The organism is Streptomyces yokosukanensis, assembly GCF_001514035.1.
GTDB classification, from domain to species: Bacteria; Actinomycetota; Actinomycetes; order Streptomycetales; family Streptomycetaceae; genus Streptomyces; species Streptomyces yokosukanensis.
Map to the genome: position 1 here is coordinate 55,321 of NZ_KQ948226.1, position 12,131 is coordinate 67,451.

General features: G+C 72.7%; 8 protein-coding genes. 6 read left to right on the forward strand and 2 right to left on the reverse strand.

The window, feature by feature from the left end:
- Window positions 1-7 precede the first annotated feature (7 nt).
- A complete protein-coding gene (locus tag AQI95_RS36895) occupies window positions 8-730 on the forward strand; it encodes a 2OG-Fe(II) oxygenase (RefSeq protein ID WP_067134742.1) in 723 nt (240 codons plus the stop codon).
- 21 nt (window positions 731-751) lie between these two features.
- Here AQI95_RS36895 and AQI95_RS36900 read toward each other — a convergent pair whose 3' ends face one another.
- A complete protein-coding gene (locus AQI95_RS36900) occupies window positions 752-3,847 on the reverse strand; it encodes a glycoside hydrolase family 2 TIM barrel-domain containing protein (protein ID WP_067134586.1) in 3,096 nt (1,031 codons plus the stop codon).
- A gap of 265 nt (window positions 3,848-4,112) precedes the next feature.
- On the opposite strand from AQI95_RS36900, the gene AQI95_RS36905 reads away from it, so the two are divergent.
- Window positions 4,113-6,494 carry a SpoIIE family protein phosphatase gene (locus AQI95_RS36905; protein WP_067134588.1) on the forward strand — a complete coding sequence of 794 codons (2,382 nt, stop codon included), beginning with the start codon at window positions 4,113-4,115 and terminating at the stop codon, window positions 6,492-6,494.
- Window positions 6,495-6,513: 19 nt separating this feature from the next.
- Here AQI95_RS36905 and AQI95_RS36910 read toward each other — a convergent pair whose 3' ends face one another.
- Window positions 6,514-7,062, reverse strand: coding sequence for an RNA polymerase sigma factor (locus AQI95_RS36910; protein ID WP_067134590.1), 549 nt, complete (start codon window positions 7,060-7,062; stop codon window positions 6,514-6,516).
- Window positions 7,063-7,108: 46 nt separating this feature from the next.
- On the opposite strand from AQI95_RS36910, the gene AQI95_RS36915 reads away from it, so the two are divergent.
- The 4 genes from AQI95_RS36915 to AQI95_RS36930 all read left to right on the forward strand — a co-directional run bounded on the left by AQI95_RS36915 (window position 7,109) and on the right by AQI95_RS36930 (window position 12,120).
- On the forward strand, window positions 7,109-8,500 hold the full coding sequence (locus tag AQI95_RS36915) for a serine/threonine-protein kinase (protein ID WP_067134592.1): 1,392 nt from the start codon (window positions 7,109-7,111) through the stop codon (window positions 8,498-8,500).
- Between the two features lie 152 nt (window positions 8,501-8,652).
- Window positions 8,653-9,360, forward strand: coding sequence for a DUF4232 domain-containing protein (locus tag AQI95_RS36920; protein ID WP_067134594.1), 708 nt, complete (start codon window positions 8,653-8,655; stop codon window positions 9,358-9,360).
- A 198-nt stretch (window positions 9,361-9,558) separates the two neighbouring features.
- A complete protein-coding gene (locus tag AQI95_RS36925; protein WP_208614358.1) occupies window positions 9,559-10,803 on the forward strand; it encodes a polysaccharide deacetylase family protein in 1,245 nt (414 codons plus the stop codon).
- Window positions 10,804-10,914: 111 nt separating this feature from the next.
- A complete protein-coding gene (locus AQI95_RS36930) occupies window positions 10,915-12,120 on the forward strand; it encodes an SLC13 family permease (RefSeq protein WP_425264947.1) in 1,206 nt (401 codons plus the stop codon).
- Window positions 12,121-12,131: the final 11 nt, after the last annotated feature.

Here is a 12,131-nt window from a genome sequence, read left to right on the forward strand (position 1 = left end):
GGCCGTCATGACGTTCACCCCGGCCGAGGCCGACCGCCGCACGGCCCGTATGGACTGGGCCGCGCTCGCGGCGGAGCTGGACGAGCACGGCAGCGCGCCCACCGGCGCGCTGCTCTCCCCCGCCGAGTGCGCCGATCTGGCCGCGCTCTACGACAAGCCGGAGCTGTTCCGTACGACGGTCGACCTCGGCCGGCACCGGTTCGGCTCCGGCGAGTACCGGTACTTCACGCACGATCTGCCCGCGCCGGTCGCCGCGCTGCGTGCCGCGCTCTACCCCCGGCTGCTGCCGGTCGCCCGGGAGTGGGCGGCCCGCCTGGACCGCCCGGCGCCCTGGCCCGACTCGCTGGAGGAATGGCTGGAGCGCTGTCATGCCGCCGGTCAGGACCGCTCGGCGCAGATCCTGCTCGGCTACGGGCCGGGCGACTGGAACGCCCTGCACCGGGACGTCTTCGGCGAACTCGTCTTTCCGTTGCAGGTGGTGATCGCCCTGGACGCGTACGGCACCGACTACACCGGCGGTGAGTTCCTCATGGTCGAACAGCGTCCGCGCGCCCAGTCCCGGGGCACGGCGAGCATCCTGCGGCAGGGACACGGCCTGGTGTTCACCACCCGGGAGCGCCCCGTGCGCACCCGTCGCGGCTGGTCGGCCGGGGCGATGCGGCACGGGGTGAGCACCGTACGCTCCGGGCGACGGCGGACCCTGGGGCTGGTGTTCCACGACGCCGCGTGAGCGGTCCTCCCGGCGCCGGTGCTACGTCTCCAGCCGGCTGATCCGGACCGCCCCCTTCGCCTCGCCGGGGAAGGCGCTGGTCAGGGTCAGCCGCAGCCGGGAGCCGCGCACCGCGTCGAAGGTGATCACCGTCGGGCTGTCGGACACCGTGGCCCAGTCCGTCTGCGCGCCCGTCACCGGCACATGGGTGCGGCCGTCCCAGACCGCCACCTCGACCTGCGCGGGCAGCGCGTGGACGCCGTCCACCGTGAAGGACGCCTCGACGCGGTCGAAGGTCCGCTCACGCCCGGCGTCGACCGACACCCAGTCCTTCGCGCGTGCCCCGTCGAACGCGGGCAGCAGCGCGGTGGCCGACTTGGCGAAGGCGTTGGACCAGCCGGTGGCCGGGTCGCCGTCCAGCATCGCGGCGGGGAGGGTGTCCGGGCGTCCGGAGTAACTGGCGTCCGCGTACGGGTAGTTCACCGGCTGCGGGTGGTCCGGCTGGAGTTCGTCCGCCGGGGTGCGGGCGCTCTCGCGCGCCGCGGTGGTGCGTACGGCCGCCGTGCCGGTGCGCAGGCCGTCCGCCCGTGCGGTGACCTTCAGGGCGCCCGACCGCGTACCGGAGCGGACGATGGCGAGGGCCTTGCCGTGGAACGCGGTGCGGGTGCTCGCCCGGTAGCGCTCGGCGCTCTCCTCGCGGCCGTTGTCGACGCCGGCCAGGGAGCCGCCGCGGACGTCGAAGGCGATCAGGTGCTCGGCATCGGGCACCACCACGCCGTGCGCGTCGACGATCTCCGCGGTGACGAAGACCAGGGAACGGCCGTCTGCGGCGAGCGACGTGCGGTCGGCCGTCAGGCGTACGGCGTGCGCGGCGCCGGCCGTGCGCAGCACGTCGGTGGCGACCACCTTCCCGTCCCGCCGGGCCACCGCCTTCAGCTCGCCCGGCCGGAACGGCACCTTCCAGGTCAGATGGAGCTTGCCCGCGCTGCCGCCCGGGCTCGTGTAGCTGCCCGGGTAGGGACCGCCGGTGAAGGTCTTGTCGTCGCCGGTGGCCTCGGTCGTCTCCAGGTAGGAGCGCCCGTCGGTGGTCTTCTTGACGTCGAACTCCCTGACCCCGAGCGACTTTCCGTCGAGGAACAGCTCGACCGAGGGCACGTTCGCGTACGCCCGGACCTCGATCGTGTCGCCCTCGTCGTGGTTCCAGCTCATCGGCAGCAGATGGACCATGGGCTCGGTCGTCCACTGGCTCTTGAACAGGTGGTACATGTCCTTCGGGAAGCCGGCCGTGTCGACCGCGCCGAAGAAGGACGCCTTGACCGGGAAGACGTCGTACGGGGTGGGCTCGCCGATGTAGTCGATGCCGGACCACAGGAACTGCCCCGCGAACCACTTCCGGTCCCGGTCCTTCTTGTGCCCGTACTCGCCGCTCATCGTCCAGGAGGCGAGGTTGTTGTCGTAGGAGGAGGTCGCGCGTCTGCCGGGGGTGTGGTTCTCCCCGGTGTTGAGGTGCTCCGGCTCCTGGTACGCGCCCCGGGTCGAGGTCTCGGAGGAGGACTCGGACTCGAAGAGGAACAGATGCGGGTACGCGGCGTGCAGGGCGTCGACCGACTTGGCCGTGTTGTAGTTCAGACCGAGGCCGTCGAGCTTGGCGAGCATGCGGTCGGCCGGGGAGCCGGCGGCAGGCACACCGTGGTACTTGTTCGAGCCGATGACCACCGGGCGGGTGGCGTCGGCGGCCTTGATCGCACCGATGATCCGGTCCGCCATGGCGAGCCCGGCGGTCGAGGTGGAGTCCGGGATCTCGTTGCCGATGGACCACAGCACGACGGCCGGTGAGTTCCGGGCGGCCAGCACCATCTCGGTGGCGTCCTTCTCGCACCACTCGTCGAAGAAGCGGCCGTAGTCGTAGGCGGTCTTGCCCGTGCGCCAGCAGTCGAAGGCCTCGACCATCATCACGATGCCCAGTTCCTCGCAGGCCTGGATCATCTGCGGCGAGGGCGGGTTGTGGGAGGTGCGCAGGGCGTTGACGCCCATCGACTTCATGATCCGCATCTGTCTGCGGACCGCGTCGATGCTGATGGCGGCGCCGAGGGCGCCCTGGTCGTGGTGGAGGTCGACGCCCTTGATCTTGGTGTGGGTGCCGTTGAGGGAGAAGCCCTCGTCGGGGTCGAAGCGGTGGCTGCGGATGCCGAAGGGGGTCCGATACGTGTCCGTGGTGCGGCCCGCGACGCGCAGTTCGGTGTGCAGGGTGTAGCGGTGCTCCGGGGTCGCGACGTCCCACAACAGGGGTGTGCCGACGGTCAGTTCATGGGTCTCGGTGGCCTGGTCGAGGACGGCGGCCGTGGTGGTCGCACGGGCGACCGTACGGCCGTCGGGGCCGGTGATCCGGGACAGGATCCGTACGTCCGTGCCGGTGCCGGACTCGTTCAGCACGGTCGTCGCCACCCGGACCAGGGCGCTGTCGGCCGAGACCTCGGGGGTGGTGACCCAGGTGCCCCAGCGGGCCACGTGCACCGGTTCGGTGATGACGAGCCGGGCGTCGCGGTAGATGCCGCTGCCGGAGTACCAGCGGCTGCTCGGCAGCCGGTTTCGCACCTTGACCGCGAGCACGTTGGCGGTGCTGCCGTCGGTGTGCACGAGATCGGTGAGGTCGAGGGCGAAGCCGGTGTAGCCGTAGGGGTGGTGGCCGGCCTCCGTGCCGTTGCAGTAGACGTACGAGTCCATGTAGACGCCGTCGAACTCCACCGAGACGCGCTTGCCCGCGCACTCGGGCGGGAGGGTGAAGGCGAGCCGGTACCAGCCGAGGCCGCCCGGCAGGAAGCCGGTGCCGCTGGTGGTGCCGTGGTCGGTGGTGGGCGTCTGCTCGATGCTCCAGTCGTGCGGGACGGCGATCTCGCGCCAGGCGGAGTCGTCATAGCCGCGGTCGGCCGCCCGTTCGTAGGCGCCGCTGGAGTCGGTGGCGCCGTCCAGGTCGGCCAGGGCGAAGCGCCAGCCGTCCCGCAGCGGCACGATCCGGCGTCCGGCGCTGTCGGCGGGCTCGGCGGCGTGGGCGGCCGGGGCCGTCGGGCCGCTCAGCAACGCTCCGGCCGCAGGCGTTGCGGTGGCGGCGACCAGAACCGATCGGCGCGTGACCGTCATGGCGACTCCCCCTCATCAGAGCCCAGAAGTACTCACAACTGATCGCGAACAAACAGATTCTGACGGACTGCCACATGGAATCGTCAAGGGTCCGGAACAACACGTCCTCCCCCGGCCACGGATCGACCGGGTCTCCCCCCGGGCCGTGTTCGACCCACCGGCCAGGTGGGCACAGGTTGCGGTTCACGGAAGTCCGGGAGGCACTACGCTGGAGCACGAGAGGTGCCACCTGTTCACTGTGAGTGTGCGCTTGGGAGCGGCGACGATGAGCCGGGTCTATCCGTTCGACGACGCGGCGACGGCTCGGGCTGTCATCGACGACGACGGAACTCTGGTCGAGTGGAACGAAGGCGCACGCCGCCTGCTCGGCCACCCGGCACAGGCCGTCCTGGGCCGCCCCGCCACCCGGCTCCTGGCCGGGGCCGACACCCCGGACCTGCCCACGGGCACCCGCTGGGAGGGCACGGTCGGATTGCGCCACCTGGACGGCCGTACCGTCCCGGTCTGGCTGCTCGCCCACCGCCGCCCGCCGCACGACGGACACGGTGGCGGCTGGCTGCTGGTCACCCCACTGGCCGACGCGCAGCCGTCCGCCGAGCACGACCCGCTCGCCGAGGCGGGCCTGGTCCAGTCACCGTGCGCGGTCGCCGTCTACGACGACGCGCTGCGGCTGCGCCGGATGAACGAGGCGATGGCCGAGGTCATCGGCCTGCCGCAGGAGCGCCTGCGCGGCCTGCGGCTCGCGGAGATCGGCGGCAGACCGGAGAGCGAGGAGCTGGAGCAGGGCCTGCTCCGGGTGCTGACCACCGGCCGCCCCCTGGACGTGCAGACCTTCATGCGCACCGGCGGCGAGGACCGCGCCCACGCCTGGCTCGCCCGGATGGCCCCGGTCAGGGACGCACGGGGCCGGGTGCGCGGTGTCTGTCTGGCCGCGCACGACATCACCGACAACTACCGGGCCCGGCAGCGGCTGCAGCTGGTCAACGAGGCGAGCGTGCGCATCGGCAGCACCCTCGACGTCATCCGTACGGCCCAGGAGCTGGCGGAGGTGTGCGTGCCCGCGCTCGCCGACTTCGTCACCATCGACCTGCTGGACCCGCAGGACTACGGCGGCGAGCCCCCGGCTCGTCTGACGGCGCCGGTCACCCTGCGCCGGGCCGCCCACCGGTCGGTCCTCGACGCGGTGCCGGAGGCGGTGCTGGACCCGGGGCAGACCGAGGAGTACCCGGCGGGCTCCCCCCAGGCGGACTCGCTGACCGCGGGCCACACGATCATCGCCTCGGTCGCCGGCGGGGACATGCTGCCCTGGCTGGACTGGAGCACCCCCCGGGGCGAGCGGGTGCGCAGATTCGGCATCCACTCCTCGATGTCGGTGCCCGTCCAGGCCCGTGGACTCACCCTCGGCGTGGCGCTCTTCACCCGCCACCGCCGCCCCGACCCGTTCACCAGCGACGACCGGCTGCTCGCCGAGGAGATCACCACCCGGGCCGCCGTCTGCATCGACAACGCCCGCCGCTACTCCCGGGAGCGGGAGACCGCGCTCGCCCTCCAGCGCAGCCTGCTGCCCCGCACCCTGCCGCGCACGGCCGCCCTGGAGGCCTCCTCCCGCTATCTGCCGGCCGCGCGGGCCGGGGTGGGCGGCGACTGGTTCGATGTGATCCCGCTGTCCGGGATGCGGGTCGCGATGGTCGTCGGGGACGTGGTCGGGCACGGCGTCGAGGCCTCGGCCACCATGGGCCGGCTGCGCACCGCCGTACGCACCCTCGCCGACATCGACCTGGCCCCGGACGAACTGCTCACCCATCTGGACGACCTGGTGGTCCGGCTGTCGGAGGAGTCCGGTGGCGGCTCCAGCCCCGGCGAGGTCGGCGCGACCTGCGTGTACGCCGTCTACGACCCGGTGTCCAGGCGCTGCACCGTGGCCCGCGCCGGGCATCCGCCGCCCGTGGTGCTGCGGCCGGGCGAGCCGCCGCAGGCACTGGACGCGCCCGCGGGTCCCCCGCTCGGTCTGGGCGGGCTGCCCTTCGAGTCCACCGAGGTGGAACTGCCCGAGGGGACCGTTCTCGCGCTGTACACGGACGGGCTGGTGTGGTCCCGGGAGCGGGAACCGGAGACGAGCCGGCAGCTGCTGTACGAGGCTCTCGGCGCCCACCCGGACTCCCTGGACGAGACCTGCGACCGCGTCCTGCACACCCTGCTGCCGCCGGGCGGCGCCGCCGACGACGTGGCGCTGCTGCTGGCCCGCACCCGGAGCCTGCCCGCCTCCCGGGTCACCACCTGGGACATCCCGGCCGATCCGGCCCTGGTCGCCCCGTTCCGCAAGAAGGCCGTCGAGCAGTTGGACACCTGGGGGCTGGGCGAGGTCGCGTTCACGACGGAACTGGTCGTCAGCGAGCTGGTCACCAACGCCATCCGCTACGGTTCCCACCCCATCCGGCTGCGGCTGATCCACGACGCGGCCACGCTGATCTGCGAGGTGTCCGACACCAGCTCCACCGCCCCGCATCTGCGCCGGGCCAAGACGTACGACGAGGGCGGCCGGGGCCTGCTGCTGGTCGCCCAGCTCACCCAGCGCTGGGGCAGCCGGCACACCCCGGAGGGCAAGACGATCTGGGCGGAACTGCCGCTGTACGAGGAGGACCGGTAGCGGCTCACGGCCGCGCCGGTCAGCCGCCCGCCAGCCAGGGCCGCACCTGCTTGCGGGCCTCGTGCAGGCGCGATTTGAGGGTGCCGAGCGGGATGCCGACACGCTCGGCGACCTCGGCGTAGTCCAGCTGGCAGATGTCCCGGTAGACCAGCGGTGCGACCAGATGCGGATGTGTGCGCTCCAGCCGGTCCAGCGCCTCCAGCAGATCGACCCGGGAGCCGGCGATGACGCTGGTGGTGCGCGGGTCCACGGCGTACGAGGGCTCGATTGCGGCCGGCTGCTCCGCGGCCCGCCGCTTCAGCTCGCGGTACTTCTGCCTGCAGCAGTTGGCGACCACCGTGTACAGCCAGGTGCCGAAGCGGCTGCGGCCCTCGAAGCCGGAGATGTGCCGGGCCACCTGGAGCAGCACGTCCTGTGCGGCCTCCTCGGCGTCCTCCCGGCACGGCAGGAAGCGTCCGCACCGGCGCAACACCTCCGGCCGGATCTCATGCAGCAGCCGGTCCACAGCCGCGCTGTCGCCGGTGGCGGCCCACCGGGCGAGGTCTTCCACCGGCACCTGGTCCTGCACGAAGGGTCCCCCTTCAAGTCGATCTCAGGCCAGGCATGATAGTCGTATGCACTCCCTGGAGCGGATCGGCCGCTACCGCCTCGAACGTCCGCTGGGCAGCGGCGCCTTCGCCACCGTATGGCTCGCCCACGACGACGAGCTGCAGGCCCCGGTCGCGGTGAAGGTCCTCGCCGAGAACTGGGCGCACCGGCTCGACATCAGGGACCGCTTCCTGTCCGAGGCCCGGCTGCTGCGCCGGGCCGGTTCCAACCGTGTGGTGCAGGTCTACGACATCGGTGAACTGCCCGACGGCAGGCCGTACTTCGTGATGGAGTACGCCGACGGCGGCACCCTCGCCGATGTGCTGGAGGGCGGGGCGCTGCCGGTGGGCCAGGCGCTCGCCCTGACGGCCGAGGCCGCCCGGGCCGCCGCCGCGCTGCACGAGGCGGGCATCGTGCACCGCGACATCAAGCCGACCAACGTACTGCTGCACACCGCCCCCGACGGCACCCGGCGGGTGCTGCTCGCCGACCTGGGCCTCGCCAAGAGCCTCGCGCAGGCGTCGGTGCTCACGCTGGCCGCGGGCTCGGCGGGCTACCAGCCGCCGGAGCAGGCCGAGCCCGGCGAGGGCATCGACGAGCGGGCCGACGTCTACAGCCTGGGCGCGGTCGGTTACGAGCTGGTCACCGGGAGCGTGCCGGGCCCGCCGGGCCGGGTCGTACCGCCCGGACGGCTGCGGCCGGGGCTCGGCGAGGAGGTGGCACGGGCCCTGCTGCGCGCGCTGGAGCCGGACCGGGCGCGGCGCTGGCCCGGCGCGCAGGCGTTCGCGGACGAGCTGGACCGGCTGGCGGCGGGGCCGCCGGCGCTGCGGCCGACTCGGCGGCTGGACGGTGTGCGCGGCCGGCTGAACACGGTGACGCTGTCCCTGGCCGCGCTGCTCGCCGCGGCGGCGGCCGCGGCCGGAGTGACCATGGTGCTGCACCGCGGCGGCTCCACGGACCAGGCGCGGGTGACGGACTCGACGGGTCGGGTGGTCGTCAAGGTTCCGGCGGGCTGGAGCCATGAGCTGCGCGACTCCGGCTGGGACCCGGGCGCCCTGGGGCTCGCCAAGGGGCACGAACCGGGGCTGGTGGTCGCCGACGACCTGACCCGGTGGCCCGATCTGCGGGCGGCGGTGAACGGCGTGTTCGTGGGGGTGAGCGAGCACGGCGACGTCACGGCGAGGGTCAAGGCCCTCGCCCACTCCGGCTGCCGCTTCTCCGGCAGCCGCAGTTTCAGCGACGCCGACTGGCACGGTCTGGTACGGGCCTGGAGCGGCTGCCCGGACGGCGGCTCCGTCACGGAGTCCGCGCTGGACCCGGCCGGCGGAGCGGAGCAGCCCCAGGTGTACGTACAGGTGCGCGAGCGGGGCGACAAGGATGCGACCGAAGACATACTCCGTTCGCTGAGCGTGACCTGACGGGCGCCTGCCCGTGGTCGCGACGGGGAAGAGAATCCAGCGTGTGCCGAACTTTTCCGGGGCTGCGCGCATCGGAGTGTGATGACGGCGCACTCGGTGCCGTAGGCGCGCGGTCCGCCGCGTGCCATGAACAACCAGGAGTGTTGAGCGACATGGTGTACACCCCCCGGTCCGCGCGGCACGGGGCCCTGCTCGTGGGCACGGTCGCCGTGCTGGGCCTCCTGACCGCCTGTGGCAACAGCCACGACGTGCACAGCAACCCGCCGGTCACGGCCTCGGGCACGGCCGCCCCGGCGACGGACTCCACGAAGAGCCCGGCGTCCACCACATCCGCCCCGGCCTCGACGCCCGCCGGCGCATCCGCCTCCTCCCCCGCCTCGAAGCCGACCCCCACGGCCGGCGGCGGCGGTGGGGGTGGCGGTACGGCCCCGGTCCCGGACAGCTCCCGCTGCCACACCTCCGAGCTGAGCGCCTCGGTGGGCCGCAACGACCCGGGCGCCGGCCAGGAGAACTTCCCGGTCGTCCTCACCAACAAGTCCGGCCGGACCTGCACCCTGCACGGCTATCCGGGCGCGGCGTTCGTGAACGGCTCCGGCAGCCAGCTCGGACCCGACCCCCGGCGCGAGTCGGGCTCCCCGACGACGATCACCCTCAAGCCCGGACAGAGCGCCTGGGCCGGGCTGACCTACTCCAACCCCGGCGTCAGCGGAGCCGAGACGGCCACCCCGGCCGCGCTGCTGGTCACACCGCCGAACGAGCGGGACGCGCTGAAGGTCGCGTGGTCGGGCGGAACGGTGCCCGTCTCCGGGAACTCCTCGTCCGTCTTCCTCTCCGCGCTCAGCCCCGGCACCGCTCCCTGACCGGCCCCGACACCCCCGCGAACCCCGCTGTCCCGCTCCCCGGGCAGCGGGGTTCGTCATGACCGCGCCACAACTGTCACAGGACGGCAACAGGCACCCCGGGCCCCGATCTTTCCGCCGACCCCCGTCATCGAACCCGTCGAACCGAACAGGCCGCAGGGCCGTGTTGAACGCGACGACGAGGAAATCGGGGACAAGATGAGCGGGATCTCACGCAGGCGAGTGCTGACGGCGGGTGCGGCCGCGGGCGCCCTGGGCACGCTGGCCGCGTGCTCCTCCGGTACCGGCCTCTCGGTCGGCGGCTCCGACCCGGCGGACGGCAAGGGCACCGCCCAGGCCCGGCCGGCCAAGCCGATAGGCGACGGTTCCACCGCCGACACCGGAGCCCAGCCCCACCAGCCGACTCCGGACCGGCTGAAGCCGGGACAGAAGCCCCCGCAGTTCGTGGTGTTCTCCTGGGACGGCGCGGGCGAGCTGAGCAACGGTCTGTTCTCCCGGTTCCGCAGGGTGGCCGCCGACCACGGCGCCAAGATGACGTTCTTCCTCAGCGACATCTACGCCCTGCCCGAGTCCAAGAAGCACCTGTACCACCCGCCGCAGCACCCGGTCGGCGCCTCCGCCATCGGCTACCTCGCCGACCGGCACATCCACGCCACCCTCCAGCAGGTCCGTTCGGCCTGGCTGGAGGGCCACGAGATAGGCACCCACTTCAACGGGCACTTCTGCGGCGCGGACGGCGTGCGCAACTGGTCCCCGGCCGAGTGGCGCAGTGAGATAGACCAGGCCAAGAGCTTTGTGAAGCAGTGGAAGACCAACACCGGCTTCACCGACCTGGAGCCGCTTCCCTTCGACTACGAGAAGGAGCTGATCGGCGGCCGCACCCCCTGCCTGGAGGGCCAGTCCAACCTGCTGCCCACGGCCGCGGCCCTCGGCTGGAAGTACGACGCCAGCTCCCCCGGCGGACTGCAGATCTGGCCGAACAAGGTGCAGGGCGGCAAGATATGGGACTTCCCGCTGCAGTCCGTGCCGTTCCCCGGACACAACTTCCAGGTGCTGTCGATGGACTACAACATGATGTTCAACCAGTCCGCAGGCAATCCGAACGGCGACCGCGCCCAGTACGGCGCCTGGCGCTCCCAGGCCCGTGACGCCTATGTCGCCGGTTTCCGGCGGGCGTACGAGTCCAATCGCGCCCCCTTCTTCATCGGCAACCACTTCGAGCGCTGGAACGGCGGCATCTACATGGACGCCGTCGAGGAGGCCATCGGGAAGATGGCCGCCTACGGCGACGACGTGCGCTTCGTGTCGTTCAAGCAGCTCGTGGCCTGGCTGGAGGCGCAGGACCCGGCGGTGCTGCGCAAGCTGCGCACGCTGGTGCCCGGCCAGGCCCCTGTGGGCGGCTGGGCGGAGTTCCTGGGCGCGGCGGGCAGCCGGACGTCCTGAACGGTTCCTGACGGTCTGTTTTCATGGGCGGGCACCGAATGATCCGTTCCGGAGGGACCCGCCCTGAACGCCCCGCTCGCCGAAGCGCTGTCCGCCCTGCTGCTCGTCGCCGTGCTCGCCTTCGCGGTCGTACGGCCCTCCGGCCTGCCGGAGGCGGTCCTGGCCGTGCCCGTTGCCGGGCTCGCGATCGCCACCGGGGCGATCTCGCTCGACCACGCCCGGGCCGAGGCGGAGCGGCTCGGACCGGTGGTCGGGTTCCTGGCGGCGGTGCTGGTCCTCGCCCACTTCTGCGATGTGGAGGGGCTGTTCCAGGCCTGCGGGGCATGGATGGCCCGCTGGGCGGCGGGCCGGCCGGTACGGCTGCTGACGGCGGTCTTCGCGCTGGCGTCCGCCATCACCGCCGTGCTCAGCCTGGACGCCACGATCGTGCTGCTCACACCGGTGGTCTTCGCCACGGCGGCGCGCACCGGCGTACGGCCGAAACCCCATGTCTACGCCTGTACGCATCTGTCGAACACCGCGTCGCTGCTGCTGCCGGTGTCCAACCTGACGAACCTGCTCGCGTTCGCGGCGAGCGGGCTGAGCTTCACCCGGTTCGCAGCGCTGATGGCGCTGCCGTGGCTGGTGGCGATCGGCGCCGAGTACGTGGTCTTCCGCCGGTTCTTCGTCCACGACCTCGCGGCGGCGGCCCCGGTGGGCGCGGATCCCGGCGAGGCGCCCGGGCTGCCGTCGTTCGCGCTGGTCACCGTCGCCTGCACGCTGGCGGGGTTCGTGGTGGCGTCGGCGTTCGGTGTGCAGCCGGCCTGGGTCGCGGCGGCGGGCGCGCTGGTGCTGGCGGGACGGGCGCTGGTGCGGGGCAGGGCGACCGCGCCGACCGTCGTGCGCGCGGCGGCCCCCGCCTTCCTCGCGTTCGTACTGGCGCTGGGCATCGTGGTGCGGGCGGTCGTCGACAACGGGCTCGCGGACGTGCTCGGGCACGTGGTGCCGGAAGGCACCGGGCTGCCGGCGCTGCTCGGGATCGCCGCCCTGGCCGCCGTCCTGGCGAACCTGATCAACAACCTGCCCGCGGTACTGGTCCTGCTGCCCCTGACCGCGCCGGCCGGGCCGGGCGCGGTACTGGCGGTGCTGCTCGGCGTGAACATCGGCCCCAACCTGACCTACGCCGGATCGCTGGCGACGCTGCTGTGGCGGCGAATCGTGCACCAGCACGAGCACGGCGTGGATCTGCGGGAGTTCACCCGGCTGGGTCTGCTCGCCGTGCCGTCCTCCCTCGGCGTCGCGGTGGTGGCACTGTGGGGATCTCTGCAGGTTCTGTGAGGGTCCGCGGG

Coding starts and splice junctions, on each gene's coding strand:
- AQI95_RS36895 (WP_067134742.1), top strand. CDS start 8: ATGACGTTCACCCCGGCCGAGGCCGACCGCCGCACGGCCCGTATGGAC.
- AQI95_RS36900 (WP_067134586.1), bottom strand. CDS start 3,847: ATGACGGTCACGCGCCGATCGGTTCTGGTCGCCGCCACCGCAACGCCT.
- AQI95_RS36905 (WP_067134588.1), top strand. CDS start 4,113: ATGAGCCGGGTCTATCCGTTCGACGACGCGGCGACGGCTCGGGCTGTC.
- AQI95_RS36915 (WP_067134592.1), top strand. CDS start 7,109: ATGCACTCCCTGGAGCGGATCGGCCGCTACCGCCTCGAACGTCCGCTG.
- AQI95_RS36920 (WP_067134594.1), top strand. CDS start 8,653: ATGGTGTACACCCCCCGGTCCGCGCGGCACGGGGCCCTGCTCGTGGGC.
- AQI95_RS36925 (WP_208614358.1), top strand. CDS start 9,559: ATGAGCGGGATCTCACGCAGGCGAGTGCTGACGGCGGGTGCGGCCGCG.